This is a genomic window from Desulfofundulus luciae, from assembly GCF_030813795.1.
GTDB classification, from domain to species: Bacteria; Bacillota; Desulfotomaculia; order Desulfotomaculales; family Desulfovirgulaceae; genus Desulfofundulus; species Desulfofundulus luciae.
The window spans coordinates 1-26891 of sequence record NZ_JAUSUX010000005.1 but is presented as its reverse complement, the minus strand read 5'-3'; the positions used below and the strand labels follow the sequence as shown (position 1 = coordinate 26891).

Below are 26891 nucleotides of genomic sequence, written 5' to 3'. Positions count from 1 at the left end.
AGACCAGAATTAACTTAATGACCAAAATGTTGCCCTGGGGATGCCGGAAGGTTAAAATGAAGACAGGTTTTTCAGAAAAAAAGTTCGATTCTGTGGGGTATAAGTTGGGAATTTTCATATAATTGGGATTATTTTTTCTCGTGGGCTCCGTAATAAAGGGGGGCTTCAAGCGTAGACATGACGGGCCGGGCCAGATGGATATTAGTTCTAGCGGTATCGTTCCTCCTAATCACCGGTTGTGACCAGCGGGGTCCCGATGGGGAGCAGGTGGATCCCAAGGAGAAGATCGTGATCAAATTTTCCCATGTGGTGGCCGAGGACACACCCAAGGGGCAGGCGGCCCGGCGTTTTGCCCGCCTGGTGCAGCAGCGCACCGGGGGGCGGGTGGAAGTACAGGTTTTTCCCAATTCGACCCTCTATAAGGACGGGGAGGAAATGGACGCCCTGCAGCAAGGTGCAGTCCAGATGATTGCCCCCACCACTTCCAAGTTAAGCTGCCTTGCTCCCCAATGGCAGTTGCTTGATTTACCATATCTTTTTGAGAACAAAGAACAGGTATACCAGGCGCTGGATGGGGAAATAGGTAAAAAACTTTTTGCCACCCTGGAACCCCATAATATTCATCCCCTGGCCTTCTGGGATAATGGATTTAAACACATGACCAACAGCAAAAGACCCCTGGTGCACCCCCGTGACTTTGCCGGTTTAACTTTCCGGGTAATGATCAACAGCCGGGTTCTGGAAGAACAGTTTCGTTGCCTGGGTGCCCGGGCTACCGGTCTGCCCTTCAGTGATGTCTACAGTACCCTGGCCGCCAGGCAGGTGGACGGCCAGGAAAACACCATGTCCAACATTTATTCCCAGCGTTTTTATGAGGTGCAACCCTATCTGACGGTGAGCAACCACGGCTACATGGGCTATGTGGTGCTGACCAATGCTGCCTTCTGGCGCTCTCTGCCCCCCGACATCCGTAAAATTATTGAGGAGACCATGACCGAGGTAACCCTGTGGGAACGGGAGCAGGCGGCCAGTTTAAATGAGAAAAATTTTAAACAAATTGAGTCTTCCGGTAAGGTCAAAATACACACCCTGACTCCCCCGGAAAGGATCGAATGGCAAGCGGCATTCACTCCCCTTTACCGGCAGTTCAAACCGGTTATCGGCAATGAACTGGTGGAGGCGGTTTTACGCATGAAAAACTACAGTTCCTCAGTTTCCAGAGGACATGCTACTGGTTGGTTATTTAAACAATTTCCAGAATCAAATACCGGGGGGGTGAGAGCAGGGAAGTTATAAACTGGAGGATCGATATGAAAAAGCGAGGAGGGGGGTAGCCGGAGAGTTGATTCAATTGAGTGAAGACTTAAGAATTTAAGAAAGGGTGATAGAATGAAAAAATACCTGGCTATTCTGGCTGTTCTGGCAATGGTTATGGGTGTAACCGTTACAGCCGGGTGTGGAGGAGGGGGATCCCAGCAAGAGCAGGGAGCTCAAAATGTGGTAAAGGTGGGTGTCATCCTCCCTTTAACCGGTACTGAAGCCATGTTTGGCACCATGGAGAAAAATTCCATGGAAATGGCCTATGAGGAATTGAAAGCAGCCGGCAAGACCACGGTTAACGGGAAAGAAATCAAGCTGATATTTGAAGACGACCAGAGCAAGCAAGACGCCGCCAAAGCTGCCGCTGAAAAATTAATTAACCAGGATAAGGTGGCCATGCTTAGCGGGGGCTACAGCAGTGCCAATACCAACGTCATTGCCGGGACCGCCCAGTCAAAGGGTATCCCCTTCCTCATTGTTACCGGTTCTGCCGACAAGATCACCAAACAGGGGTGGCAATGGGTGTTCAGGGGGGCCGCCGCACCGTCCAGCAAATATACTTCTGCCCTGTGGGATTTGTTTGATAAAAAGATTAAGCCCCGGAATGTAGCCATTATCTATGAAAACACTGATTTTGGTACCAGTTCTGCCGAGGCCTTCCGGGCTGCCTGTAAGGCCAGAGGGATCAATGTGGTTTTTGACCAGGGATACGAAAAAGGTGCCATTGACTTTAAGCCCATGCTGGCCAATATGAAAAAGGCCAATCCGGACGTTGTTTTTGCCGTTTCTTATGTGATGGATGCTTCTCTCATTGTTAAGCAAATGAAAGAACTGGATTTTAATCCCAGGCTGTTTGTCGGTGGGGCGGCGGGCTATACCATGCCGGAATTTTTGGAAAATGCCGGGAATGCCGCTGAGTATGTGGCTTCGACAACTCTGTGGGTTCCCAGCGTTTCCTGGAAGGGGGCCAGCGATTACTTTAAAAAGTACAAGGAAAAATACGGTAAAGAACCCGATTACCACGGTGCCCAGGCCTATGCCACCATGTACGTAATCGCTGATGCTTTGGGACGGGCCAAGGATTTCACCCCTGCAGGCATCCAGAAGGCCTTAAAAGAAACCGATCTGATGACAATAATGGGACCCATCAAATTTGAGGACTGGGAAGGCTATACCAACCAGGATAAACCCACCACCTATGTGGTGCAATGGCAAAAGGGCAAGCTGGAAGTGGTCTGGCCTGAAGAGGCTGCTTCAGGAAAACTGGTCTTCCCCGTACCAAAATGGAGCGAGCGAAAGTAGATATGGCTTGTGGAGCAGGGGGTCCATCCCCCTGCTCTTTAAAGCATGGGAGGTAAATCTTGCATGTCCTTATTTTTACAGACAATCATCTGTGGTATTCTTCTGGGTGCCATGTATGCCCTGATTGCCATTGGCATGACCCTGATCATGGGTGTAATGAAGATTATCAATCTGGCTCACGGGGCACTGGTGATGGTAGGCATGTACATTACTTATTTTTGTTTTAAAGAATGGGGTATTGATCCTTACCTGGGCATGTTTATTTCTATGCCGATCCTGTTTTTTATTGGTTGTATAATTCAAAAATACTTAATTAACCGCCTGGTGGAAGTTGATTCCATTTTGCCGGAAAACCAGGTTCTATTAACTGTAGGCATTATGCTAGTTTTAACCGAGACGATGCGGCTGATCTTTAAATCGGATTACCGTTCGGTGGCGACCAGTTATTCCTCCAGCACTTTCTTCCTGGGAGATATATCCATAAGTATTCCCATGACCATTGGCTTTTTAATTGCCATGATCTTTACCTGGTTATTGCATCTTTTTCTCACCCGGACAGATCTGGGCCGGTCTATCCGGGCAACGGCCCAGGATAGGGACGCGGCCATTTATATGGGCGTAAACGCTCCCCGGATAACGGTGATCACTTTTGGCATCGGCTCGGCACTGGCGGCTGCAGGGGGTTCTCTGTTGCTCCCTTTGTTTTATCTGTGGCCGGATATCGGTCACCTGTTTACGGCAAAGGCATTTATTATCACCATTTTAGGGGGAATGGGAAGCACTATGGGGGCTCTCTTTGGCGGCCTCACCCTGGGTATCGCCGAATCCCTGGGAGCTACCTATATTTCCATGGGATATAAAGATGTGGTCGGCCTGATCATTTTTTTACTGGTCCTTTTATTCTTACCGGGTGGTTTTAAAAGCCTTACCAGGAGGTGAATTTAATGAACTGGAAAGGAATGATTGTACCAGCAATTGTCGCTGTGATAGCGGTCGTGCTTCCTTTTGTAGTGCAGGCCCCCTATGTTCAGCACATTATGATCATGGTTTTTATCTGGGCCACACTGGGAACAGCATGGAATCTCCTGGGTGGGTACGCAGGACAGGTTTCCTTTGGTCATGCTGCCTTTTTTGGTTTAGGTGCCTATTCCGCCGGATTGTTGATCTTCCACCTGAAGATTTCCCCCTGGTGGGGATTGGTTTTAGGCCCCTTTATATCCATGCTGGTGGCCATTCCCATTGGTATAATTTGCTTTCGCTTGCGGGGACCATATTTTGCCCTGGCTACGCTGGCCCTGGGAGAAATATTCCGGCTGGTTTTTACCAACTGGGTTTCCCTGACCAACGGTGCCCAGGGAATATTAATCCTGAGCAGTTTTCCCACCAAGTTGCCCTATTATTTTATCGCTTTCTTTATATGGGGAATGTCTTTACTTATTGTGGATCGAATGGTTAAGTCCAAGCTGGGCTACTACTTTGTATCCATCAGGGAAGACCAGGATGCAGCAGAATCCCTGGGAATTCCCACCACCAGGTACAAGATGTTTGCACTGCTGCCCAGCGCTTTTATAGCGGGGCTGGTGGGCGCTTTTTATATGAACTATATTGCCTTTATTGACCCGCACGTGGTTTTTTCCCTCAGCGACATATCCGTAATGGTCATTCTGGTGGTAATGATGGGTGGTGTGGCCACCCTGTGGGGTCCTTCTGTGGGAGCGGCTATTTATGTAGCCTTGGGCGAACTTTTCCGGGCCTGGCTGGGTGCGGCCAATGTGCTGGCTTTTGGCATTATCGTTTGCCTGGTGATTCTTTTCCTGCCCAATGGTATAATTGGAGAACTGGGTACTTTGAAGCGCCTACTTTCCAGGCAGAAAGCGAAAGCTGTGATGGCTGGAGGTAATTAAAATGAGCTTCTTTGAAGTAAAAAATATCGTTAAAAATTTTGGCGGGTTAAGGGCCGTTAATGATATCAGTTTTACTGTGGAACAGGGGGAAATTTTCGGGCTGATCGGTCCCAACGGATCCGGGAAAACCACCATTTTTAATTTGATTAACGGTTTTTACCCTTTAACGTCAGGAGAAATTTACTTTCAGGGACGCCGCATTGACGGCCTGCCTCCCCATAAAATCTGTGCCCTGGGAATAGGCAGGACCTTTCAAGTGGTCAAACCCCTGAAAAGAATGAGTGTTCTGGAGAATGTTATGGCCGGGGCCTTCTTGCATACCAGCAGTATTGTTCGGGCCCGGGCCAGGGCCCTGGAGATTCTGGAGTTTTGCGGGCTCTATCATCGTAAGGATATGGATGCAAAAAATCTGACCATTGCCGACCGGAAGCGCCTGGAAATCGCCCGGGCCCTGGCTACGGAACCACAGCTATTGCTCCTGGATGAAACGGCGGCCGGGTTAAATCCAAAGGAAACGGAAGAAGCAATTAAAATTATTCTAAAGATAAAAGAAGCCGGCATAACTATTATCATTGTAGAACACATAATGAAAGTAATTATGGGTATTTCCGATCGGATCCTGGCCATCAGCTTCGGGCGGGAAATTGCCATTGGAACGCCAAAGGAGATAGCCAATCATCCGGAGGTAATTAAAGCATATTTAGGTGAGGCCTATGCTTAAGGTAAATAATATCAACGTTTCATACGGAGATGTGCAGGTTTTGTGGGACGTTTCTTTTGAAGTACCGGAAGGGGAACTGGTTGCCCTTCTGGGTGCCAATGGTGCCGGTAAAACCACCATTTTAAACACCATTTCCGGTTTATTGCGCCCCCATGGCGGGAACATTTATTTTTTGCAAAACGAAATAACCAGAATACCGGCATACAGGGTTGCTGAAATGGGCATTGCCCATGTTCCGGAGGGAAGAAGGCTTTTCCCTGAAATGACGGTAAAAGAAAATCTGGAGATGGGTTCCCTTGTTCCTGAAGCTAAAAAGAAAAGAAAGGAAACTATGGAGTGGGTTTTTTCCCTCTTTCCCATATTGAAAGACAAACAAAATCAGGAAGCGGGAACCTTGAGCGGCGGCCAGCAACAAATGCTGGCCATCGGCAGGGGCCTGATGGCTTTACCCAAACTTTTGATGCTGGACGAACCTTCGCTGGGACTGGCACCCGTTCTGGTTAATCAGGTTTTTGAAATTGTCAAAGAGATTAACCAGCGGGGCATTACTGTTTTGCTGGTGGAGCAAAATATAATGCATGCTTTAAACATGTGCACCAGGGCCTATGTGCTGGAGAACGGCAGGATCACTCTCCAGGGCAGCGGGGCTGAACTGCTGAACAACCAGCATGTCAAGGAGGCATACCTGGGTATATAACCCCACTGAGCTATGTCTATTACGCCGGGGGCAGCTTCCCTGGTTTTTTCTGAATAAAACGAATGGCAAAAAATCTTGAAAATCTTCCTGCCCCTGGGGGATTGCCTGCTGGCCGTAAACAATGTGCTCCACGCCCGCCGGGAGGCCGGTTTAAAGGCAACCTTCCGCGAGGCCCTCCCTTTGATTGCCCGGGTGGCCGGGGGAGAGGCGGTGTTGTTTGATCGCCAGGGGATTCGTTTTTTTACCGTAGACCCGGACGGAAAGGAATCGGACAGGGGCATGGGGGAACTCACTTATCTGGGCAGGCAGGCCATGGAGCTGGGGCGACCGGTGATCGGGCCGTCCCTTTGTAAACCCATAGGCCACCCTGCTGGCGACCGGGGAGAAAATCTCCTGCCTCAATGCGGCCCTGCTAACGGCGTTGTCTCGTGGATAGGCTGGAAGATATTGCCTCGCTGAGCTACCGGGGCGGCGATTGGCCGGGCCACCTGGTGGTGGAACTGAAGGATGGGCGGAGGCTGCTCCTGGACCGCCACGAGTATATGTACCACCATCTTATGCCTGCTTTCAAAGCGGGATGGGTGCGAGATGTGCTTGGATTGGGCTGCGGAACTGGCGGACCTGTCGGTAGGGGACTACTGGGACCCGCAGGTGCGGGCCGGGCAGGCTTTAGGAGTATCTTCCTGCCTGGTGCGCAGTCCGGATGGTGAAGAGCTGCTGGATGGGGCCGTTAAGGACGGCTATGTGGAAACAATTCCCCTGGAAGCTGCCCGCCTGGCCGCCGGGATAGGGTACGAGCTGAAAAAGCACGCGGTAGCCTTCCGGTTAAGGCAGCGGCGTCGTTTTGGCTGGCCCGTACCGGAATATCACCGCGAGATCCACTACGTCCCCTTTGCCCGTGAGTTACATCTGGCGCCGGAAATTCAACAAAACCCCCAAGAGTGACTTTGAAAGAGGTGTCATTACCCTGGAGCCGCTACCCCATTTCAGGCAACTGAAAAGCCTGGTGGTGGATCTAGCCCCTTTCTTTGAATCTCTTAAAGCATTGGTTCCCTGGGTGGTTATCCGGGACAATCACGACGGCGCATGGCGCCGGAGGTGGCACGGAAACTGGAAAGCCCGGCCACCTGCATTCTCTGTGGGGTTTGTCACGCAGCCATGGATGATCCCGGGGAAGTAAAACCGTCGGCCCTAGTGAAGGGTTTGCAGCTGGCCCTGGATCCCCGGGATGTCCTGGGTGCTGCCCGCCTGCAGTTAATGAAGGTACTTCGTGACATTTTAAGGTTTTTCATTAAAAATTTACCTGAGAAATGTCCCAAAAGAATCACGGTGCCTGAGGACATATGCCAGGTGTAAGTCAGACAAAGGAATTTCGGAAGCTCCGGTCACTGTTCTGGCAGTCAAGGACCGGGTGCTGGCCCATAATCCCCTGGGTGCCGTCTATGTCGCGCATTACTATGACCTGAAGCTGGCAGCTTACAAAAAGCCAGATTAGCGACAGGATGCGGGGGTTTAGAATTTTAAAATTTACGCAGCAGGCCCACTACCTTGCCCAGGATTAGCGGGTTTTTGACCCTGATAGGAGACATGGCCTTGTTTTCCGGTTGCAGGCGAATATGGTCGTTTTCCCGGAAGAATCTTTTTACCGTGGCTTCATCCTCCAGAAGGGCCACCACAATGTCCCCGTTGTCGGCGCTGGGCTGGCGCCGGACCACCACCAGGTCCCCATCCAGGATACCGGCTTCAATCATGCTGTCGCCCCGGACGGTAAGCATGAAGAATTCTCCCTCCCCGGTGAAACTGGCCGGCAGGGGAAAAACATCTTCCTGGTTTTCCACGGCCAGGATGGGTTCACCTGCCGCTACCCGTCCCAAAAGGGGGACCATGCGCATGGGCTGGCTAAAGGGCAAAGTGCGCTCCAGTAATTCTAACGCCCGGGGTTTGGTGGGATCTCTGCGTAAGAGGCCTTTATGTTCTAAACGCTTTAAGTAGTTATGTACTGTAGAGCTGGATTTTAGTCCGACAATTTGACCAATCTCCCGAACCGAAGGGGGATAGCCTTTGGTGCGGATGTTTTCTTTAATTACTTCTAAAATAATCTTCTCCCGGGGAGTGAGTGCGGTGTTCATAACCCGTCAACCTCCTTTTTTTCTTTGAATTATACCATAAAGGTATTGATGGAAAAACAGTTGTTCGAAATTAATGTTTTTTTATTTTTTAGAAGGGATTAGTAGATAATCGTCGAAATAATCCCATAAAGTTTGGACCACGTAGAAGGTGAGGCGGCATGCCCAGGTTGACCGTAGCCATTATTGGGGGCAATGAGGACGGTTATTCCATTTACCGCATGTTAAAGGCCGTGGGGGATGTGGAAATTTTGGGTGTGGCCGATCCCGATCCTTCATCCCCGGGAGTTAAAGCTGCGGCTGCGGACGGGGTTTTTACCACCGCCGATTATACGGAAATGGTGCGCCTGCCCGGCGTGGATGTTTTGATCGAGGCTACCGGGGATCCGGAGATCCAGATGCACCTGCATCGGATAAAGCCGCGGAGAACGTCCATCATGGAGGCCCGGGCGCTGGATCTTATGCTGGCCGTATTAAGGGAAAAGGAAAAATTGCTTGAAGCCAGGCGAGTACAGGGAGAACTGGCTGCCATCCTGGATTCGGTCCAGGAAGCCATCGAAGTGGCGGATTCCCGCGGTGTGATCAAATACGTCAATCCGGCCTTTACCCGGATTACCGGCATTAGTGAAAATGAACGGATTGGACAGAATATTTTTGAGGCTTCCCCCGATGGAGCTCTGGCCACGGTGTTGCGTACCGGCCGCAGTGTGGTGGGGCATCGTACAAAGGTAGGGGGAAGCAATGCTGAGGTCATTTCCAACGCCGCCCCCATCTTTGTGGACGGCAAGATGGAAGGAGCGGTGGTGGTTTTTCAGCACTTTACCGACGTCATGAATTTAATGGAACAACTGCGCCAGAGCACCAGCATTATTGAGAATCTGTCAGATAAATTCGGCCAGGTTACGACCAGTAAATATACCTTTGCCGATATCCTGGGCAATAGTGCAGAGTTGCGTCGCTGTATCCAGGTGGCCGAGAGGGCAGCCCGTACAAACTCCACCGTCCTATTGCTGGGAGAGAGCGGTACGGGTAAAGAGTTGTTTGCCCATGCCATCCACCATGCCAGCCCCCGCAGGGATAAGCCGTTTATTAAAGTTAACTGTGCCGCCATACCGGACAGCCTTTTGGAGAGCGAGTTTTTCGGTTACGCTAAGGGAGCCTTTACCGGAGCCGTTAAATCCAAGATCGGTAAGTTCGAGCTGGCCCATGGTGGAACTATTTTTCTCGATGAAATTGGTGATATGAACCTGAACCTGCAGGGAAAACTGCTCCGGGTTTTGCAGGAAATGGAGTTTGAGCGGGTGGGAGGCACCCAGACCATTAAAGTGGATGTACGGGTTATTGCGGCCACCAACCGCAACCTGCGGGAATTAATCCGCCAGGGCAAGTTCCGGGAAGACCTCTACTACCGGCTAAACGTAGTTGAAATTACCATTCCACCCTTGCGGGTGCGCAAGGAAGATTTACCTATCCTGATCAACAACTTAATTATCAAACTAAACCGCAAACTGGGTAAAAAGGTGAAGGGCTTGTCCAAGGATGCCGAGGAAATTCTCTATTGTTACGATTGGCCCGGAAATGTGCGGGAACTGGAAAATGTCTTTGAACGGGTGATGGTAACCGTGGACGAAGAGATTTTTACAAAGAAACATTTTATCCAGCATGTCAGCCAGTTTAAGGCATCCCCGGAACGGGATATTGAGCTTATCCCCATTGATCAGATGGAACAATTGCTGATTAGAAAAGCTATCGCCAAGTTTGGTACCAGTGTGGAAGGCAAGCGGCGAGCCGCCCAGGCGCTGAATATCTCCCTGGCTACACTGTATAATAAGTTAAAGAAAAGTCGTACTGAAGATTTCACCAATTGATAAGATTATAATTATTAGACTAATTCTAAAGGTTAGAACGAAGTGTCTATCCTTTTTACCCTAGAAATAACCGGTATCTCAAGCCTCTTTTTATAAAGTTTAGAAGAAGAGGGTGGCACCTCTTTTATTTTTATATTTTAGAATTGCCCTGGAATGGGCGGCAAAAACCCCCTTTTTGGTGTATTGGCCGGTTTGTCCTGCGTTTGGTATAAAAATTGCACTTGTGAAATAGTTGCTCAGTAAAGGTGGAAGGGGGGAAAGGCTTTTTGCGACTTGTAGATGCTGCTACCATTACAGCCACGGTAGCCGAATTATGCCAGAAGGCAAACTACGAGCTGGGTGAGGATGTACTGGCGGCATTCAAAGAGGCCCTGGGCCAGGAAATTTCCCTCACGGGCAAGGATGTCCTGCAACAGTTGCTGGAAAATGCCCGTATTGCCCGGGAGGAGCAGGTCCCCATGTGCCAGGATACCGGTTTTGCCGTTGTTTTCCTGGAAGTGGGGCAGGAAGTGGCCATTACCGGGGGGAACCTGTACGAAGCAGTAAACGAAGGGGTGCGCCGGGGGTACCAGGAGGGTTACCTGCGTAAATCCATCGTTGATCACCCCCTGCGCCGCAAAAATACCGGGGATAACACGCCGGCAGTAATTCACACCCGCATTGTTCCCGGTGATAAACTAAAGATCATTGTTGCTCCCAAGGGGGGCGGTAGTGAGAACATGAGCGGCCTGCGCATGCTCAAGCCGGCTGAAGGGGTGGAGGGGGTTAAAAAGTTTGTCATCGAGCAGGTAAGAGCAGCCGGCTCTAATCCCTGTCCGCCCGTGGTGGTGGGTGTGGGGATTGGAGGCACCTTTGAAAAGGCCGCCTTGCTGGCCAAGGAAGCTCTCCTGCGCCCGTTGGGACAACCCCATCCCGATGCCGAGATTGCCTGCCTGGAAAGGGAGCTTTTGGAGGCCATTAATAACCTGGGCATCGGACCACAGGGCCTGGGCGGTCGCACCACTGCTCTGGCGGTGCACGTGGAAGTTTTTCCGTGTCATATAGCGAGCTTGCCGGTGGCAGTAAACATTAACTGCCATGCCAGCCGGCACAAAGAAGCAATACTCTAACGCGAGTATTGTGTAGGAGGTAGAAGAATTTGCCTCAAATCAGGCTGACTACCCCGTTTACCGACGAAGTGGTAGAGAAGCTGCGCATTGGTCAGCGGGTCTTGTTAAACGGTATACTCTATACAGCCCGGGACGCGGCCCATAAAAAGATGGTGGAGTTGCTGGACCGAGGGGAAGAACTGCCCATTCCCATCAAGGGGCAGGTTATTTACTATGTGGGACCTTCGCCAGCCAAACCCGGGCGGGTGATAGGTTCAGCGGGTCCTACCACCAGTGGCCGGATGGATCCCTATGCGCCGCGCTTACTTGCCCTGGGTTTGAAGGGTATGATTGGCAAGGGGAAACGCTCTCCGGAAGTAATTAAGGCCGTGAAGCAATACAAGGCCGTTTATTTTGCTGCCGTGGGAGGTGCGGCGGCATTGCTGGCCCGGGCCATTAAATCATGCCGGGTAGTGGCTTACCCGGAACTGGGCCCGGAGGCCATCCACGAGCTGGTGGTGGAGGACTTTCCGGTAATTGTGGTTAATGATGTTCTGGGCGGCGATTTGTACGAAGAAGGAGTCAAAATTTATGCCGGCCGGTAGCGGCTGGTAGTTTCCTTTTCTAAAAATTTTTTCGTGGGATTAAAAGGGCTTTTGGCCAAAGGGGGAAAAATTGTGAAACTCTATGAATATATGGGCAAGGAGCTTTTTGCCCGCTACGGTTTGACCGTACCCAGGGGTAAGATGGTCACCTCCCCGGATGAAGTGGCGGCAGTAGCGGCGGAAATCGGGGCACCGGTGGTAATCAAGTCCCAGGTGCTTTCGGGTAAACGGGGTAAGGGGGGCGGGATTAAGTTTGCCGATACCCCGGAAGAGGCTCGCGAGGCGGCTGCCCAGGTTTTGGGCATGACGGTTCAGGGCCTGAAAGTCGAAATGGTCCTGGTGGAAGAAAAGCTGGCCATCGATCATGAGTTTTATGTGGCCATTACCGTAGATGGGGCAGCCAAAGCGCCGGTTTTAATTGCTTCCGCCCAGGGCGGCATGGATATTGAAGAGGTCCCCGACGAATTTATCGTCAAGGAACACCTGGATGTCTGCCTGGGCGTCCAGCCCTATTTGTGCCGGGAAGTTTGCCGCCGGTTGGGTCTAACGGGCGCGGTGGCCAAGGAATTTGGCCGTTTGTTGCCTACCCTTTACCGCATTTTCCGGGAGAAGGACGCCGAACTGGTAGAGATCAACCCGCTGGTGTTGAGCAGGGAAAAATTAATTGCTGCCGATGCCAAGGTAACTATCGATGACGAGGCCCTGTACCGGCAAAAGGATCTGCCCGTGGTAGATGACCGTACCGAGGCCGAACGGCAGGCCCACGCCCTGGGGCTCTCTTACGTCCAGCTGGATGGGAATATTGCCGTGATGGCAAATGGTGCCGGCATTACCATGGGTACCCTGGATATCATCCAGCATTACGGCGGTGCACCAGCCAATTTCCTGGATGCCGGCGGCGGCACCGGGATGGAGGCTACAGCTAAAGCATTAGAAATCCTCCTGTCCACCAATCCCCGGGTGATCTTCATTAACATCTTTGGGGGCATTACCCGGTGTGATGATGTGGCCATGGCACTGGTCAAGGTGAAGCAGGAGAAGGGAATCAATGTTCCGGTAGTCATTCGTTTAGTTGGTACCAACGAAGAAGAGGGTGTACGCATCCTCAGGGAAAATGGCATTGAAGCCTACAGGATCATGCATGAGGCTGCGGCCAAGGCTGTGGAACTGGCCAGGGCCCAGGGTTAAATACACCCTCGATAAGGAAGGAGCGGTCAGGAGTGGCCATTATAGTTGATGAAAAAACCAATGTTCTGGTTCAGGGGATTACGGGTAACCAGGGCACGTTTCATACCAAGCAGATGCTGGCCTATGGAACGCGGATTGTCGCCGGGGTTTCCCCGGGCAAGGGTGGCCAGACGGTAGAAGGGGTTCCCGTGTATGATACCGTGGCCGCGGCCATGGAAAACCATCAAATTGATGCCTCCGTGCTTTTCATTCCGGCTCCCTTTGCCAAAGATGCCGCTTTTGAAGCCATTGCCGCCGGGGTGCGGGTTGTGGTCATTATTACCGAACATATTCCCGTCCATGATGAACTGGAGATCATTGCTTTTGCCCGGCGACGGGGTACAATAGTGATTGGCCCTAATACCTTTGGGATTGTTTCCTCGGGACGGTGCAAAATTGGCATTCCACCCAACCAGTTCTTCGTGCCGGGCCACATTGGTGTGGTGGCGCGCAGCGGCACCCTTACCTACGAGATCGTGGCCAATCTAACAGCCAACGGTTTAGGACAGTCGACGGTGGTTGGACTGGGTGGTGACCGGGTGGTTGGTTTGTCTTTTGTGGATGTGCTGGCAAAATTCGAGAAGGATCCGGAAACCAGGGCCGTGGTGCTGGTAGGCGAGATTGGGGGGAATGCGGAGGAAGAGGCTTCCCTGTTCATCAAGAAAATGACCAAGCCCGTGGTGGCTTATATTGCCGGGAAGAGCGCCCCTCCCGGTAAACGCATGGGCCATGCCGGGGCAATCATTGAGCGGGGGAAGGGTACCTTTGAGGGCAAGGTACAGGCACTGACGGCTGCCGGTGCCCGGGTGGCTACCCTGCCCTTTGAGGTGCCCGGGTTGATTAAGGAAGCTCTAGGTTGAGTCTTCAAGGGGGGAGATGGATGTTCGAAAAGGAAAAGCTGGAAAGCATCCGGGCGTCGGCCAAGGAATACCGGGAACGGCTGGAAGCCCAGGTAAAAAAAAGACCGGAGAGGCAGGCCGGGTTTGTTACCGATTCGGGTATTGAGATCAAGACCCTGTATACTCCGGAGGATATAGCTGATCTTGATTACGAACGGGATCTCGGCTTTCCGGGTTCTTACCCCTTTACCCGGGGAGTGCAGCCCAACATGTACCGGGGCCGGTTATGGACCATGCGCCAGTATGCCGGTTTCGGTACAGCCGAAGAAACCAACGCCCGTTTCCGCTACCTGCTGGAACAGGGACAGACTGGTTTGAGCGTGGCCTTTGACCTGCCCACCCAAATTGGTTATGATTCGGATCATCCCCTGGCCCGGGGCGAGGTGGGCAAGGTGGGGGTGGCCATTGATTCTTTAGAGGATATGGAAACCCTGTTCGAGGGCATTCCCCTGGACAAGGTGAGCACTTCCATGACCATTAATTCCCCGGCCGCCATCCTGCTGGCCATGTATATTGCCGTGGCAGAAAAGCAGGGAGTTACTCCCGACAAGCTCAACGGGACCATTCAAAATGATATCTTAAAAGAATACATCGCCAGGGGAACCTATATTTTCCCGCCCGGTCCATCCATGCGCCTGATTACCGATGTCTTTGCCTATTGTTCCAAGAATGTTCCCAACTGGAACACCATCAGCATCAGCGGCTATCACATCCGGGAGGCCGGTTCCACGGCGGTGCAGGAAGTGGCCTTTACCCTGGCCGACGGGATTGCCTATGTCCAGGCGGCTATTGATGCCGGCTTAAATGTGGACGATTTTGCTCCCCGCCTGTCCTTCTTCTTTAACGCCCACCTGAACTTCTTCGAGGAAATTGCCAAGTTCCGGGCGGCCAGGCGGCTTTGGGCCAAGATCATGAAGGAGCGATTTGGTGCCAAGAATCCCCGCTCCTGGATGCTGCGCTTCCATACCCAAACTGCCGGTTGCAGCCTGACGGCCCAGCAGCCCATGGTAAACATCATGCGCACGGCCTTTGAGGCCCTGAGCGCAGTGCTGGGTGGTACCCAGTCCCTGCACACCAACTCTTACGACGAAGCCCTGGCCCTGCCCAGCGACGAGTCGGTGCTCATTGCCCTGCGCACCCAGCAGGTGATTGGTTATGAAATTGGCGTTGGCGATACGGTGGATCCCCTGGGCGGTTCATACTATATTGAAAGCCTGACCAATGAAATCGAAGAAAAGGCCATGGCCTATATTAAGAAGATTGACGAGCTAGGCGGTGCTCCTGAGGCCATTGAATTTATGCAGAAAGAAATTAAGGACAGCGCCTACCGCTATCAGATGGACATTGAAAGCGGCAAAAAGGTGGTTATTGGTATTAACAAATTCCAGATGGAGTATGAGAAGCCCAAGAATTTGTTAAAGGTGGATCCGGCAGTAGCGGAACGCCAGACGGCTAAGCTGCAGGCATTGAAGGCCCGCCGGGATAACCAGAAAGTGAAGCAGGTTTTAAACAACCTGCGGGAAGCGGCATCCACGAAGGAAAACTTGATGCCCCTGTTCATTGACGCCGTAAAAGCTTATGCCACCCTGGGAGAAATTTGCGATACCCTGCGGGAAGTCTTTGGCGAGTATCGCCAGCAAATTGTCTTTTAAAGGCAAGGAGGGGAGATGAATGAGTGAACGGCCCATTCGGGTCCTGATAGCCAAACCAGGCCTGGACGGTCATGACCGGGGGGCCAAGGTTATTGCCCAGGCCCTGCGGGATGCCGGAATGGAAGTTATTTATACCGGCTTGCGGCAGACTCCCGAGCAAATTGTGGAAGCAGCCCTCCAGGAGGATGTGCAGGTGGTGGGCCTGAGCATTCTCTCCGGCGCGCACATGCACCTCTTCCCGGCGGTGGTGGAGGGATTGCGGGCCCAGGGAGCTGATGACATACTGGTAGTGGGCGGGGGGATCATCCCCGATGAGGATATCCCTCTCTTAAAAGAAGCCGGGATCGCGGAAATTTTTGGCCCCGGCACCCCCACAACGGAGATTATCCGCTTTATCCGGGAGGAAGTGGCGAAAAGGACCCAGAAAGAGGAGGGAAAACAGTGATCGGGATCAAAAAAATCGATCACATTGGCATTGCCGTTAAGGACCTGGCCAGGGCCATTGAGTTTTACGAGGGCCTTTTAGGGTTGAAGGTAACAGGTACCGAAGTGGTGGAGGAGCAAAAGGTAAAGGTTGCCTTCTTGCCTACCGGCGACAGTGAAGTGGAGCTTCTGGAGTCCACTACCCCTGACGGGCCCATTGCCCGGTTTATTGAGAAAAATGGCGAGGGTATCCAGCACATCGCCTTCCGGGTGGAAAATCTTGAGCAGGCGCTGGAGGAATTAAAAGCCAAGGGTGTGCGGCTCATTGATGAAAAGCCTCGCCGGGGTGCCGGGGGAGCAAGGATTGCTTTTCTTCATCCCAAGTCCACCTTTGGCACGCTGGTGGAATTGTGCGAGCGTGACAATTAATTAAGGGAGGGAACGCCATTGGGTATGCAGGAAAAGCTGGAACAGCTAAGGCAGTTGCGCAAGCAAATCCATGCGGGCGGTGGGCCAAAACGCATCGAGAAGCAGCACGAGGCTGGTAAGAAAACCGCCCGGGAACGGATTAAAATGTTCTTTGACCCCGGTACCTTCGTTGAAATAAATACTTTTGCCGGTGATCCCGACATTTCCAACCTCAAAAACCCCGGCGAAGGCGTTGTTACCGGCTACGGTAAAGTTGACGGGCGCAAGGTATACATCTTTGCCCAGGACTTTACGGTGGCAGGAGGTTCCCTGGGACGGATCCATGCCGCCAAGATTTGTCATGTACTGGATCTGGCCATGAAGACTGGTGCTCCCGTGGTCGGTCTAAATGATTCCGGCGGAGCGCGCATTCAGGAGGGCGTGGATGCCCTTAACGGTTACGGTGAAATTTTCTTCCGGAACACCATTGCCTCCGGGGTAATCCCCCAGATTTCCGTGATCATGGGACCATGTGCGGGAGGAGCGGTGTATTCCCCGGCGTTGACTGACTTCATTTTTATGGTCCAGGGTACCAGCCAGATGTTTATTACGGGACCCCAGGTAATCAAGGCAGTTACCGGTGAAGAGGTGACCATGGAGACCCTGGGTGGGGCGGCCACCCATAACCAGACCAGCGGCGTAGCCCACTTTATGGCCCCCGACGAAGAAACCTGCCTCCAGATGGTTCGCCTTTTGTTGAGTTACCTGCCTTCCAACAACCTGGAGGAGCCCCCCCTGTATGCTCCCCAGGAGCCGGCGGGCGATCCGGAAGAACTGTTGCAGATCATCCCCGATAACCCGAATATGTCCTACGACGTGCGCAGAATAATCAATCTCATTGTGGATGGCGGGCAGTTTTTTGAAGTGCAGCCCCTCTATGCCCGCAACGCGGTAATTGGTTTTGCGCGGATAAATGGACAGGCGGTGGGGATAGTAGCAAACCAGCCCGACTACCTGGCCGGCTGCCTGGATATCAACGCTTCCGACAAGATCAGCCGTTTCGTCCGTTTCTGTGACTGCTTTAATCTTCCCCTGATTACCTTTATGGATGTGCCCGGTTTCCTGCCCGGAACGGCCCAGGAATATGGCGGGATTATCCGGCACGGGGCCAAGATGCTCTACGCATACTCCGAAGCCACCGTACCCAAGATCACCATTATTCTGAGAAAAGCTTACGGGGGAGCTTACCTGGCCATGTGCAGCAGCTCCCTGCGGGCCGATGCCGTCTTTGCCTGGCCTACCGCCGAAATTGCCGTCATGGGGCCAGAGGGAGCTGTCAATATCATCTACCGGAAAGAAATTGCCGAGGCGGAAAACCCCATGGAAATGCGGGCCAAGCTGACTGCCGAGTACCGGGAGAAGTTTGCCAATCCTTATGTAGCCAGCGCCAGGGGTTATATAGAGGATGTAATTGACCCGAGGGATACCCGGTCGCGTATTATCGTCACCCTGGAGTCGCTGGCCGGCAAGCGGGAAACGAGACCCCGTAAGAAGCACGGCAACATGCCGGTATAGGTTCGAAAGGGGAGGCGGTTTGATGGCTTTGAACAAACCAGTAACATCCTTGGGTGTGCGTCCCCAGGTTGTGGCGGCGATTACTGCCGCCCTGGCGGCCGCCGGCTATTTGAGCACCGGCAGCCGGATTACTTCCATTCGCCCCGTGAAGCGGATTAACGCCTGGAAAATGGCCGGCTTGCGTGAACTTATGCTCGCACGGGATCTAAGCAGTTTTTAGTTTTTGGTTAGGTAAACAGAGGAGGGAAGGCAATGAGAAAATTTAAAGTGCTGGTGAACGGAGAACCTTTTGAAGTTCAGGTACAAGAAATTCAAGAGGCAGCCGCCCCGCCAAGCGTTAAGCTGGTACAAAGTCGCCCGCCTGCTCCACCGGCCCCGCCGGCCCAGGCCGCACCTCCACCGGCAGCCACCGCCCCCCCGGCACAGGCGCCGGCACCGGCTGCCGCTCCTGCCGCCCCTCAACCGGCAGCTCCGGCCGGAGCAGGAACGGTTACCGCTCCCATGCCGGGGAATATCAATGCGGTCAAGGTAAAAGTGGGGGACCAGGTCAAGGCGGGGGATCCCCTGGTGATCCTGGAAGCAATGAAGATGGAAAACGAAATTACTGCCCCGGTAGCTGGAACGGTGAAAGAGGTACGGGTGAAACCGGGACAGACGGTAAACAACGGCGATGTGCTGGTAATCATAGGTTAATCTTTGAGAAGAGCTTTCCAGGGAGGGACCAGTTTTGAAAAGAAAAAAGATAACCATTGTTGGGGCTGGAAATGTAGGAGCTACCTGCGCCCACTGGGCTGCAGCCAAGGAACTGGGCGATATCGTGCTCATTGACGTGGTGGAGGGAATTCCCCAGGGTAAAGCCCTGGACCTTATGGAAGCGGCGCCGGTGGAAGGCTTTGATGCCATAATTACCGGTACCAACAACTATGAAGATACCAGGGACTCCGACGTGGTGATAATTACCGCCGGCATTGCCCGCAAGCCGGGGATGAGCCGGGATGACCTGCTGGCCACCAACTGCAAAATCGTCCGGTCAGTTACCGAACAGGTGGTCAAGTATTCACCCAACGCCTACATCATTGTGGTGACCAACCCCCTGGATGTAATGACCTACGTGGCCTTAAAAACCAGCGGCTTCCCGCCCAACCGGGTGTTCGGTATGTCCGGCGTCCTGGACTCCGCCCGCTTCCGCACCTTTGTGGCCCTGGAACTGGGGATTTCCTTTGAGGATGTGACCACCTTTGTCATGGGCGGCCACGGGGATGACATGGTGCCCCTGGTGCGGTACACCTACGCCGGTGGCATTCCCATTGAAAAGCTGATTCCCGCCGAGCGCATTGCGGCCATGGTGGAACGGACCCGCAAGGGTGGCGCTGAAATTGTTAATTATTTAAAGACCGGCAGTGCCTTTTATGCTCCCGGTGCCTCCGTGGTACAAATGGTGGAGGCCGTGTTAAAGGATAAGAAACGGATATTGCCGGTGGCCGCCTATCTGCAGGGGGAATACGGTTACCATGATATTTATTTGGGTGTGCCGGCCATTATCGGCGGGGGTGGCGTGGAAAAGGTCCTGGAAATCGAGCTTACGCCCGAAGAAAAGGCCGCCCTGGATAAGTCCGCAAATTCCGTGCGCAAGTTGATGGAGGTATTGCCGCAGCTTTAAAAATTGTGCCAGTCGAGGGGAGGATAGAAATGACCGGAACGCGCAAGGTAAAAATCACCGACACCACCCTGCGGGACGGCCACCAGTCCCTGCTGGCCACCCGTATGCGCATAGAACACATGTTGCCCATTTGTGAAAAAATAGATCAGGTGGGTTTTCATTCCCTGGAAGTCTGGGGTGGAGCAACCTTTGACGCGTGCATGCGCTTTCTCAATGAAGACCCGTGGGAGCGGCTGCGCATCCTGCGCCGCCACCTAAAGACTCCCTTGCAAATGCTCCTGCGAGGGCAAAACGTGGTGGGCTATAGACACTACCCCGATGACGTGCTCACCGAATTTATTAAAAGGACGGTTTACAACGGCCTGGATATCTTCCGGATCTTCGATGCTTTAAACGACGTACGCAACATGCAAAAGGCCATCGAGGTGGTTAAACAGGAGGGTGCCCACGCCCAGGCAACAGTGGTATATACCATCAGCCCGGTACACGACCTGGAGTACTACGTAAAAACCGCCAAGACCCTGGAGGAGATGGGAGCCGATTCCATTTGTCTCAAGGATATGGCGGGTATTCTGGCTCCCCAACCGGCCTACGAGATCATCAAAGAGTGGAAATCGGTACTGAAGATACCGGTGCAGCTCCACTGCCATTATACCAGCGGTATGGCCTCCATGGCCTACCTGCGGGCCATAGACGCGGGTGTAGATGTCATCGACTGTGCCATTTCCACCATGGCACTGCAAACCTCCCAGCCCGCCACTGAAACCATGGTGGCCGCCCTGCAGGGTACGCCCTATGATACGGGGCTCGATCTCAAGCTGCTTTCGGAAATTGCCGAGTATTTCAAGGAAGTGCGCAAGCATTATAAGGAATTTGATGTGGCCTCACCGAGCGTGGATGTCAATGTCATGATTTATCAAATCCCCGGCGGCATGATGTCCAACTTTATTTCCCAGCTAAGCCAGCAAAACGCCCTCCACCGCCTGCCCGAGGTGTTGGAGGAACTGCCCCGGGTGCGTAAGGAGTTTGGCTACCCGCCCCTGGTGACCCCTTCCAGCCAGATTGTGGGTACCCAGGCCGTGCTTAACGTGTTGCTGGGCCGCTATAAACTGCCCACCAACGAAGTTAAACAATATATGCGGGGATACTATGGCCAGCCACCGGCGCCGGTAGATGAGGAAGTGCGTAAGATGATTATTGGCGACGAAAAGCCCATCACCTGCCGGCCGGCGGACTTGTTGGAGCCCGGTTTGCCTGCGGCCCGTAAGGAAGCGGCTCCCTACATGCAAAAGGAGGAAGATGTCCTCTCGGTGGCCCTCTTCCCGCAGGTCGCGCCCCAGTTTCTGAAAGAGCGTCTGGCCAAAAAGCTAAAAGTAGACCTGGAACTGGCCGCCCAGGGCAGCGAATTCTACCCCGCTTAAATGCATTAGACAAAACTCCCCTGGGGTGATTTATGAGCGTCGGCAATATGCTGGCGCTTTTTGTTTTCGAATTCGGTCTAACGCCAGAAAGAAAGCAATTTAATTCCCAATTAATTAACATAAACTTAACCTGTCGCTAACCGGAGGATAACTCACCCATAACAATCTTTATCTACAATGTTTTTGGTGAAAATAGTGCAGCCCCTGCAAGGCTGCTTGAGATAGAAAAAGATTTTTCATAAAAAAAGAAAAAAGGGGGATGGAATGTTGGGTAATAGGGCGAAGTGGATGCTGGTGCTGGCTGCAGTGCTGGTGCTGGTTGTAGCCCTGGCCGGTTGCGGTGGTCAGGAGCAAAAGCAGGGAGGAGAGCAACCTTCCGGTGGACAAGCAGAGATTGCAGGCAACCTTACGGCGGTTGGTTCTACAGCCATGCAACCGCTGGTGGAACAGGCTGCCACCCAGTTCATGGCTAAAAACCCCAAGGCACAGATCGTGGTCCAGGGTGGCGGCAGCGGTACCGGCCTGACCCAGGTGGCCTCCGGTGCGGCGGATATCGGTAACTCCGATATTTTTGCTGAAGAAAAAAGCGGGATTGACGCCTCCCAACTAGTGGATCATAAGGTTTGCGTGGTGGGGATGGCCACCGTGGTCAACCCCGGCGTAACGGTGGATAACCTGACCAAACAGCAGTTGGTGGATATCTTCACGGGCAAGATTACTAACTGGAAGGAAGTTGGCGGACCGGATCAGAAGATTGTGGTCATCCATCGGCCCAAGGGTTCCGGCACCCGCGCCACCTTCAAGAAATTTGCCCTGGGTGGCGTGGAAGACAGCGCCCCCGGTATGGAGCAGGATTCTTCCGGCACCGTACGCAAGATGGTCGCCGAAACGCCGGGTGCCATATCTTACCTGGCACTGTCTTACATTGACAATAGTGTTAAAGCCCTCAAGCTCGACGGTGTGGAACCGACTGTACAAAACATTGCCAATGGGAAGTATCCCGTATGGGCTTACCAGCACATGTATACCAAAGGTGAACCTACCGGTTTAAAGAAGGCCTTCCTGGATTACATGCTCAGCGAAGAGGTACAGGGTCAACTGGTTGAGAAAATGGGTTATATCCCCATTACCAAGATGCAGGTAGAACGGGATGCCCAGGGTAATATAACCAAGAAATAAGACCTGGGAGATCAGCTTTAGATGGTGGCGGGGCAGCCGGCGGTTATGGAACCGGCACTGCCTCGCTGCCTTTCGTGTTGTCAGAAGGGGAGGTAGTTATGCACGAGGGATTTTCCCCGGCCCCAGATTTAAACAATATCTACCGGACCACAGATAAAAGGAATATTCAGGGGCGCAAAAGATGCGGGGAGCTTTTAGGCCGCTCAGTTGCCTTTCTGGCAGCGGCACTGGTAGTAGTACTCACTGTGTCCATTATCTATTTCATTGGGAGTAAAGGACTGGCCATCTTTACGGTGCACGGAGTCAGGTTTACCGAGTTCCTTTTCAGCACCCATTGGTGGCCCGACCGGCCCCTTGAGGAAGGTGGCCCTGCTGTTGGCTCATTAACTTTCATTTTGGGTTCCCTCCTGGTTTCCTTGCTGGCGGTGGCCGTAAGCGCACCCTTGAGCGTCATTGTGGCTGTTTTTATGGTGGAAATTGCACCCGTATGGGGACAGAGAGTATTGCAACCGGCCATTGAGATTCTCGCCGGCATACCCTCGGTGGTTTACGGATATGTGGGTTTAAGCCTGCTGGTGCCTTTTATCCGCAATTATTTGGGTGGGGAAGGATTTTCCGTTTTGGCTGGTTTTATTGTTCTTTCGATCATGATTTTACCAACTATAATCAGCGTATCTACCGACAGTTTGCGGGCCCTGCCGCCCCAGTGGAAGGAGGCGGCGCTAGCCCTGGGATCTACCCGCTGGCAGACTATCCGCCTGGTGCTGGTGCCGGCAGCCCGCTCGGGTTTAATTACGGCCGTTGTCCTGGGCCTGGCCCGGGCCTTTGGTGAGGCCCTGGCCGTACAAATGGTGATTGGCAACACCCGGACCATTCCCCATTCCCTGCTGGATCCAACGATCACTTTGACCAGCGCCATTACCATGGATATGGGGTATACCATCATGGGCTCCCTGTGGAATAGCGCCCTGTGGTCCATGGGCTTGATTCTCCTGCTCATGTCTTTCCTGTTTATTATGGTTATTCGGGTGGTCGTGCGGGGAGGGATGGTTAGATGAATGCCCGGTTGGCGGATCGCCTGGCTACCATCATGTTCTGGACGGGTGCGGCTATGGTGCTGGCCATTTTAGCATTGCTTTTGGGTTATATTCTCTGGCACGGCATCCGGGTTATTGACTGGCACTTTTTAACCGCGCCGCCTCAGACTATTGTCGCTGGCGGTGGGGTGGGACCCCAAATTTTTAACTCTTTCTACCTGCTCCTGTTAACCATGCTCATTACTACCCCCCTGGGTTTGCTGGCAGGGATTTACCTGGCCGAATACGCCGGTAAGGGACGAATTACCGAATATATTCGTCTCTCCATCGAAACCCTTACCTCCCTGCCCTCCATTGTGGTTGGCCTGTTTGGCCTGCTTATCTTTGTCAACATGACCGGATGGGGGTATAGCTTAATGTCCGGAGCGCTGGCCCTGGCGGTGATTAACCTGCCACTGATGGTACGCATTTCAGAAGAGGCCATCCGCAGTGTTCCCGGTGAGTTAAGGGAAGCCAGCCTGGCCCTGGGGGCCACCCGCTGGGAAACCATGTGGCGGGTGATATTGCCTTCCGCCTTCCCCGGTCTGGTTACGGGGGCCATTATTGCTGCCGGTAGGGTTTTTGGTGAGGCGGCGGCCTTGCTGTATACTGCCGGCATGAGCAGCCCCATTTTAAATTTCTCCGATCTCGATCCCTTGAGTCCCACTTCGCCACTAAATCCCTTCCGTCCAGCCGAAACCCTGGCGGTGCACATCTGGAAAATCAATTCCGAAGCTCTTATCCCCGATGTGCGCCGTGTGGCCGACGGTTCGTCTGCCGTGCTTATTCTGGTTGTGCTGCTTTTTAATATCTGTGCCCGCTGGCTGGGCCGGCGCATCTACCGCCGGTTGACCGCCACGTAATTCTGTCACACATTACGGGGAGGGCAGTTTAAGTAGAGAAGCCCAGGAAGAATTTTACTGGCCGGCCCGGCAGGCATTTTGCCGCATATTGGCCGGCCTTTTTTTATCTAGCTGTGAAAGGTTCCGCAAAACTTGCTAAAAGTTCATAAACAATTAACCATGGTTTAATTAAAACTTACCGGCAGGTTAATAAAAGAACGTTATAATAAGAACCGGGAGGTGAGGCTTGTTTGGTTAATATTTGGCAAGATGGCAATTACCTTCGTGTGAGCGGTATTGTGGTTAGCCATCATTTCAATAAATTGCAAAGGATATTAGAAGATGTGGCCCGGGAAGAAGGGCACATTGTCCTGGATTTGCGTGAACTGGAGTTTATTGATGAGCCGGGAGTATGCCAGCTTTTTAGTTTCATTGATCAACTCTCTCAACGAGGTATCCGGGTGGAACTGATCAATGCCCAGGACAAGGTGCTTTCCAAGTTTCTTGTAGTGGGGCTCCGACTCTGGTTGGACGAGCAAATCTTTAATAAGGTGGGGTAAATAATTCCTACCCTTCGATAAAAAGGTGGGGTCGAGTTTTCCCCCGTGTGCGCTGATTAATCCCTGCAAATTCAGGTTATGATAATAGAGCGCTTACGGGGGAGGACTTGCCATTGGTGATTAACCCTTTGACGTGGGCCATAGCCAAGCGGTTCCTAGCTGTGGCCGATCCCCTGCAACACCTGGTGGATCGCGGGGGGGTCACCCATACTTTTTGTAACCAGCAGGCCTTAACCATTTTAGAACAGGATGGTTTAAAAGAACAGGTCCGATTGTTGCGCAGGCACCTGGTGACATTCAACCGGGGCACACTCTGGGCCGACCGGGGGTGGAAATGTTTCGCCCATTACCTGGATCCCCATTCCGGCAGAGGCCTCGGCTCATGGCCCGATGCGGCCGGTGAGTGCGAGGAATATTTTCAGCGGGCGCTATCCTGCTGGTATCAAGGGAAAAAGGATCTGGCCTTTTTCTACCTGGGAGCCGCCGTTCACCTGGTGCAGGACTTATGTGTTCCCCATCATGCGCGCGGTGTAGCTTTTAACGGGCATCAACGATATGAAGCCTGGGTACGGGAACACTGTGGCCTCTTCAGGGTTAACCGCAATGGCTATTACCAGGTTGCTTCCCGGGCCGGTGATTGGGTCTATGCCAATGCCCGCCTGGCCAGGGAATATTACCCCCTGGTTAGCGCCGGGCAGGAATATCACGAAGTCACCGGTGTGCTGCTGGGCCTGGCCCAGCGTACCACTGCCGGCTTTTTAGCTTATTTTTTAAGTCGGGTTACGTGATCCTTATCCTACAGCCCACTACCTCCTTCTTCAATATAAAAGGACTGCGGTGCAATACCGTCAGTCCCGTTTTTTTAGAAGACACGATCCTTTAATAATGAAATTGTAAGGGCAACTGTAACAAGGGGGGAGGAAAGCTGGTTCACATAATGCCGACAAAATTTACAGTAGCTCCATCCGCACATCCAGCAATTCTACCGTTCCCAGGCCTTCAACAAAACGTACCACTGCCGTCAGGGTCTGGTGAACATGGGCGCTATCGTTACTGATAAAAGACACCCCTATGGTAGAGAAGTGCCAGGTATCCTGTTTACCTACTTCAGATACCGAAACATTGTAGCGGGCCTTTACCTTATCCAGTAAACTTTTTAACACCCGTCGCTTGCCTTTTAGAGAATTAGCTTCGCTCATGCGTAACTCCATTACCAGTATGCCTACAACCAATATGCGTTCCTCCTGCTTACAGGGTGCCGGTTTGCACTTCTTTTGATGTTTTGCTTATCGTCCGGATGTGTTTTCCCTTCAGTTCGGCCAGCAACATGCCACTGAGGATCAAGATGCATCCAATCATTTGTCGCGGGGTGAGTATTTCGCCGGCTAAGAAGTAGGCGCTTACAGCGGCAAAGACTGGTTCCATGGTAAAGATAATCGCCGTATGGGTAGCGGAGGTAAAGCGTTGAACGCTGTTTTGAATCAAAAAGGCCAGGGCGGTGGCCGGTATGGCGGTCAGAAGCAGAGCTACCCATACCGGGCGGCTTAATTGCTCCGGCCAGGTTTCGGTAGCCAGTCCAAAAAGAAAACCGGCCAGGGAAACAACCCCGATCTGAATTAAAGCCAGCAGGGGAGGGTGGAGGTGGCGGGCGTAACGCCCAACCATGATTATATGTAACGCAAAGCAAAGGGCACAAAAGAAAACCAGCAAATCCCCGTAATTAAAACTCAATTCTTTTCCCAGGGATAACAGCCCCAGCCCGGTGGCGGCCAGGACTACGCCTGTGGCGGCGAAAACGCCGGGCGCTTGTCTGGTAAAAAGCGCACTGAAAACAGGCACCAGCACTACCGATAGACCAGTAATAAAACCGGCGTTGGATGCGGTGGTGTACTGCAAACCCACGGTTTGAAAGGCATAACCTCCAAATAAAAATACTCCAATGATGCAACCTGCCCCCAGGGTGTCGCGGTTAAGTCGCACTAGCTGCCGGTGATAAATTGCGGCCAGAAAAAGGAAGGCCAGCAAAAAACGAATGCCCAGGAAGTAATAGGGTCCGATGGAGGAGAGGGCGTTTTGCACCACCACAAAGGTAACACCCCAGATAAAACTTGTTCCCAGCAGGGCCAAATCGGCCTTTAACTGTAAAAGATTCTGCCTTTGTCCGGTCAATCTAGCCACCTCCCGAGCGCATCTTTTTTATTGTCTCACGGCGGCTCAGGGCTGTCAACCGGGCTACCTGCATCGTCCGTGTCAAGATCCAGTAGGTATCTCCACAAAAATTTTTTCCCGTTATGAGACCTCACCGCTCAAAAACATTAGCTTCAAGGCAGCGGCCTTG

30 protein-coding genes and 1 pseudogene are annotated in these 26891 nt (G+C 52.7%); 28 read left to right on the top strand and 3 right to left on the bottom strand.

Annotated features, from left to right (window positions below; all coding sequences use genetic code 11):
* The first annotated feature begins 177 nt into the window (after positions 1 to 177).
* From J2Z49_RS04240 to J2Z49_RS04195, 10 genes and pseudogenes are all read left to right on the top strand, one after another.
* Positions 178 to 1296 (top strand): TRAP transporter substrate-binding protein, encoded by a 1119-nt coding sequence (locus tag J2Z49_RS04240; protein WP_307400134.1) that lies wholly within the window; start codon positions 178 to 180, stop codon positions 1294 to 1296.
* 93 nt (positions 1297 to 1389) lie between these two features.
* Positions 1390 to 2622, top strand: a complete 1233-nt coding sequence (locus tag J2Z49_RS04235) for an ABC transporter substrate-binding protein (RefSeq protein ID WP_307400132.1) — start codon at positions 1390 to 1392, stop codon at positions 2620 to 2622.
* Positions 2623 to 2685: 63 nt separating this feature from the next.
* Entirely contained in the window at positions 2686 to 3561 is an 876-nt protein-coding gene (locus tag J2Z49_RS04230) for a branched-chain amino acid ABC transporter permease (protein WP_307400131.1), read from the top strand.
* Between the two features lie 5 nt (positions 3562 to 3566).
* Positions 3567 to 4526 (top strand): branched-chain amino acid ABC transporter permease, encoded by a 960-nt coding sequence (locus J2Z49_RS04225; protein WP_307400129.1) that lies wholly within the window; start codon positions 3567 to 3569, stop codon positions 4524 to 4526.
* A 1-nt stretch (position 4527) separates the two neighbouring features.
* Positions 4528 to 5247: an ABC transporter ATP-binding protein gene (locus J2Z49_RS04220; protein ID WP_307400128.1), complete on the top strand. Its 720-nt coding sequence runs from the start codon at positions 4528 to 4530 to the stop codon at positions 5245 to 5247.
* Positions 5240 to 5944: an ABC transporter ATP-binding protein gene (locus J2Z49_RS04215; RefSeq protein WP_307400127.1), complete on the top strand. Its 705-nt coding sequence runs from the start codon at positions 5240 to 5242 to the stop codon at positions 5942 to 5944. The genes J2Z49_RS04220 and J2Z49_RS04215 overlap by 8 nt, the downstream gene beginning before the upstream one ends.
* Positions 5945 to 6019: 75 nt before the next feature.
* Positions 6020 to 6403 (top strand): hypothetical protein, encoded by a 384-nt coding sequence (locus tag J2Z49_RS04210; RefSeq protein ID WP_307400125.1) that lies wholly within the window; start codon positions 6020 to 6022, stop codon positions 6401 to 6403.
* A 129-nt stretch (positions 6404 to 6532) separates the two neighbouring features.
* Complete coding sequence (locus J2Z49_RS04205) at positions 6533 to 6889, top strand: Coenzyme F420 hydrogenase/dehydrogenase, beta subunit C-terminal domain (protein ID WP_307400123.1); 357 nt, start codon at positions 6533 to 6535, stop codon at positions 6887 to 6889.
* 153 nt (positions 6890 to 7042) lie between these two features.
* The gene (locus tag J2Z49_RS04200) at positions 7043 to 7300 is read left to right on the top strand and encodes a hypothetical protein (protein ID WP_307400122.1); all 258 of its coding nucleotides are present in this window, start codon (positions 7043 to 7045) and stop codon (positions 7298 to 7300) included.
* Positions 7301 to 7316: 16 nt separating this feature from the next.
* A pseudogene (locus J2Z49_RS04195) lies at positions 7317 to 7439 on the top strand (DUF1847 domain-containing protein); the annotation flags it as partial.
* Between the two features lie 25 nt (positions 7440 to 7464).
* Here J2Z49_RS04195 and lexA read toward each other — a convergent pair.
* The gene (gene lexA / locus J2Z49_RS04190) at positions 7465 to 8073 is read right to left on the bottom strand and encodes a transcriptional repressor LexA (RefSeq protein ID WP_307400120.1); all 609 of its coding nucleotides are present in this window, start codon (positions 8071 to 8073) and stop codon (positions 7465 to 7467) included.
* Between the two features lie 158 nt (positions 8074 to 8231).
* Here lexA and J2Z49_RS04185 point away from each other — a divergent pair, with 158 nt between their 5' ends.
* From J2Z49_RS04185 to J2Z49_RS04100, 18 genes are all read left to right on the top strand, one after another.
* Positions 8232 to 9938 carry a sigma 54-interacting transcriptional regulator gene (locus J2Z49_RS04185; RefSeq protein WP_307400119.1) on the top strand — a complete coding sequence of 569 codons (1707 nt, stop codon included), beginning with the start codon at positions 8232 to 8234 and terminating at the stop codon, positions 9936 to 9938.
* Positions 9939 to 10204: 266 nt separating this feature from the next.
* Positions 10205 to 11047, top strand: a complete 843-nt coding sequence (locus tag J2Z49_RS04180) for a fumarate hydratase (protein WP_307400117.1) — start codon at positions 10205 to 10207, stop codon at positions 11045 to 11047.
* Positions 11048 to 11076: 29 nt separating this feature from the next.
* Positions 11077 to 11631, top strand: coding sequence for a Fe-S-containing hydro-lyase (locus tag J2Z49_RS04175; RefSeq protein WP_307400115.1), 555 nt, complete (start codon positions 11077 to 11079; stop codon positions 11629 to 11631).
* Between the two features lie 72 nt (positions 11632 to 11703).
* Complete coding sequence (sucC, locus tag J2Z49_RS04170) at positions 11704 to 12819, top strand: ADP-forming succinate--CoA ligase subunit beta (RefSeq protein WP_307400114.1); 1116 nt, start codon at positions 11704 to 11706, stop codon at positions 12817 to 12819.
* Between the two features lie 32 nt (positions 12820 to 12851).
* A complete protein-coding gene (sucD, locus tag J2Z49_RS04165; RefSeq protein ID WP_121451662.1) occupies positions 12852 to 13718 on the top strand; it encodes a succinate--CoA ligase subunit alpha in 867 nt (288 codons plus the stop codon).
* A 20-nt stretch (positions 13719 to 13738) separates the two neighbouring features.
* A complete protein-coding gene (locus tag J2Z49_RS04160; RefSeq protein WP_307400111.1) occupies positions 13739 to 15409 on the top strand; it encodes an acyl-CoA mutase large subunit family protein in 1671 nt (556 codons plus the stop codon).
* 19 nt (positions 15410 to 15428) lie between these two features.
* Complete coding sequence (locus J2Z49_RS04155) at positions 15429 to 15854, top strand: cobalamin B12-binding domain-containing protein (protein ID WP_307400109.1); 426 nt, start codon at positions 15429 to 15431, stop codon at positions 15852 to 15854.
* A complete protein-coding gene (gene mce, locus J2Z49_RS04150) occupies positions 15851 to 16261 on the top strand; it encodes a methylmalonyl-CoA epimerase (RefSeq protein WP_407650041.1) in 411 nt (136 codons plus the stop codon). Before J2Z49_RS04155 ends, mce begins: the two co-directional genes overlap by 4 nt.
* An 18-nt stretch (positions 16262 to 16279) precedes the next feature.
* Entirely contained in the window at positions 16280 to 17815 is a 1536-nt protein-coding gene (locus tag J2Z49_RS04145) for an acyl-CoA carboxylase subunit beta (protein WP_307400107.1), read from the top strand.
* 22 nt (positions 17816 to 17837) lie between these two features.
* Positions 17838 to 18035 carry a hypothetical protein gene (locus J2Z49_RS04140; protein ID WP_307400105.1) on the top strand — a complete coding sequence of 66 codons (198 nt, stop codon included), beginning with the start codon at positions 17838 to 17840 and terminating at the stop codon, positions 18033 to 18035.
* 32 nt (positions 18036 to 18067) lie between these two features.
* Positions 18068 to 18508, top strand: coding sequence for a biotin/lipoyl-containing protein (locus J2Z49_RS04135; RefSeq protein WP_307400103.1), 441 nt, complete (start codon positions 18068 to 18070; stop codon positions 18506 to 18508).
* 34 nt (positions 18509 to 18542) lie between these two features.
* Positions 18543 to 19475 carry a malate dehydrogenase gene (mdh, locus tag J2Z49_RS04130; protein ID WP_307400101.1) on the top strand — a complete coding sequence of 311 codons (933 nt, stop codon included), beginning with the start codon at positions 18543 to 18545 and terminating at the stop codon, positions 19473 to 19475.
* Between the two features lie 29 nt (positions 19476 to 19504).
* Positions 19505 to 20896 carry an oxaloacetate decarboxylase subunit alpha gene (locus J2Z49_RS04125; protein ID WP_307400100.1) on the top strand — a complete coding sequence of 464 codons (1392 nt, stop codon included), beginning with the start codon at positions 19505 to 19507 and terminating at the stop codon, positions 20894 to 20896.
* A 264-nt stretch (positions 20897 to 21160) separates the two neighbouring features.
* Positions 21161 to 22075 carry a phosphate ABC transporter substrate-binding protein gene (locus tag J2Z49_RS04120; protein ID WP_307400098.1) on the top strand — a complete coding sequence of 305 codons (915 nt, stop codon included), beginning with the start codon at positions 21161 to 21163 and terminating at the stop codon, positions 22073 to 22075.
* A gap of 98 nt (positions 22076 to 22173) precedes the next feature.
* Positions 22174 to 23133 carry a phosphate ABC transporter permease subunit PstC gene (gene pstC / locus J2Z49_RS04115; RefSeq protein ID WP_307400096.1) on the top strand — a complete coding sequence of 320 codons (960 nt, stop codon included), beginning with the start codon at positions 22174 to 22176 and terminating at the stop codon, positions 23131 to 23133.
* Positions 23130 to 24014, top strand: a complete 885-nt coding sequence (gene pstA, locus J2Z49_RS04110) for a phosphate ABC transporter permease PstA (protein ID WP_307400094.1) — start codon at positions 23130 to 23132, stop codon at positions 24012 to 24014. Before pstC ends, pstA begins: the two co-directional genes overlap by 4 nt.
* 230 nt (positions 24015 to 24244) lie before the next feature.
* The gene (locus tag J2Z49_RS04105) at positions 24245 to 24553 is read left to right on the top strand and encodes an STAS domain-containing protein (RefSeq protein ID WP_307400092.1); all 309 of its coding nucleotides are present in this window, start codon (positions 24245 to 24247) and stop codon (positions 24551 to 24553) included.
* 116 nt (positions 24554 to 24669) lie between these two features.
* Positions 24670 to 25341, top strand: coding sequence for a zinc dependent phospholipase C family protein (locus J2Z49_RS04100; RefSeq protein ID WP_307400091.1), 672 nt, complete (start codon positions 24670 to 24672; stop codon positions 25339 to 25341).
* A gap of 162 nt (positions 25342 to 25503) precedes the next feature.
* Here the strand turns inward: J2Z49_RS04100 and J2Z49_RS04095 are convergent, their stop codons facing one another.
* On the bottom strand, positions 25504 to 25785 hold the full coding sequence (locus J2Z49_RS04095; protein WP_307400089.1) for a DUF503 domain-containing protein: 282 nt from the start codon (positions 25783 to 25785) through the stop codon (positions 25504 to 25506).
* 16 nt (positions 25786 to 25801) lie between these two features.
* Entirely contained in the window at positions 25802 to 26722 is a 921-nt protein-coding gene (locus J2Z49_RS04090) for a DMT family transporter (RefSeq protein ID WP_307400087.1), read from the bottom strand.
* Between the last annotated feature and the right edge of the window lie 169 nt (positions 26723 to 26891).

Excerpts from the sequence above, each read along its gene's own strand:
- pstC (WP_307400096.1), top strand. The coding sequence starts at position 22,174 with ATGCACGAGGGATTTTCCCCGGCCCCAGATTTAAACAATATCTACCGG.
- J2Z49_RS04125 (WP_307400100.1), top strand. The coding sequence starts at position 19,505 with ATGACCGGAACGCGCAAGGTAAAAATCACCGACACCACCCTGCGGGAC.
- J2Z49_RS04155 (WP_307400109.1), top strand. The coding sequence starts at position 15,429 with ATGAGTGAACGGCCCATTCGGGTCCTGATAGCCAAACCAGGCCTGGAC.
- J2Z49_RS04220 (WP_307400128.1), top strand. The coding sequence starts at position 4,528 with ATGAGCTTCTTTGAAGTAAAAAATATCGTTAAAAATTTTGGCGGGTTA.
- J2Z49_RS04225 (WP_307400129.1), top strand. The coding sequence starts at position 3,567 with ATGAACTGGAAAGGAATGATTGTACCAGCAATTGTCGCTGTGATAGCG.
- J2Z49_RS04185 (WP_307400119.1), top strand. The coding sequence starts at position 8,232 with ATGCCCAGGTTGACCGTAGCCATTATTGGGGGCAATGAGGACGGTTAT.
- J2Z49_RS04240 (WP_307400134.1), top strand. The coding sequence starts at position 178 with ATGACGGGCCGGGCCAGATGGATATTAGTTCTAGCGGTATCGTTCCTC.
- J2Z49_RS04140 (WP_307400105.1), top strand. The coding sequence starts at position 17,838 with ATGGCTTTGAACAAACCAGTAACATCCTTGGGTGTGCGTCCCCAGGTT.
- J2Z49_RS04120 (WP_307400098.1), top strand. The coding sequence starts at position 21,161 with ATGTTGGGTAATAGGGCGAAGTGGATGCTGGTGCTGGCTGCAGTGCTG.
- J2Z49_RS04135 (WP_307400103.1), top strand. The coding sequence starts at position 18,068 with ATGAGAAAATTTAAAGTGCTGGTGAACGGAGAACCTTTTGAAGTTCAG.
- J2Z49_RS04160 (WP_307400111.1), top strand. The coding sequence starts at position 13,739 with ATGTTCGAAAAGGAAAAGCTGGAAAGCATCCGGGCGTCGGCCAAGGAA.
- J2Z49_RS04215 (WP_307400127.1), top strand. The coding sequence starts at position 5,240 with ATGCTTAAGGTAAATAATATCAACGTTTCATACGGAGATGTGCAGGTT.
- lexA (WP_307400120.1), bottom strand. The coding sequence starts at position 8,073 with ATGAACACCGCACTCACTCCCCGGGAGAAGATTATTTTAGAAGTAATT.
- J2Z49_RS04235 (WP_307400132.1), top strand. The coding sequence starts at position 1,390 with ATGAAAAAATACCTGGCTATTCTGGCTGTTCTGGCAATGGTTATGGGT.
- pstA (WP_307400094.1), top strand. The coding sequence starts at position 23,130 with ATGAATGCCCGGTTGGCGGATCGCCTGGCTACCATCATGTTCTGGACG.
- J2Z49_RS04230 (WP_307400131.1), top strand. The coding sequence starts at position 2,686 with ATGTCCTTATTTTTACAGACAATCATCTGTGGTATTCTTCTGGGTGCC.
- J2Z49_RS04205 (WP_307400123.1), top strand. The coding sequence starts at position 6,533 with ATGTGCTTGGATTGGGCTGCGGAACTGGCGGACCTGTCGGTAGGGGAC.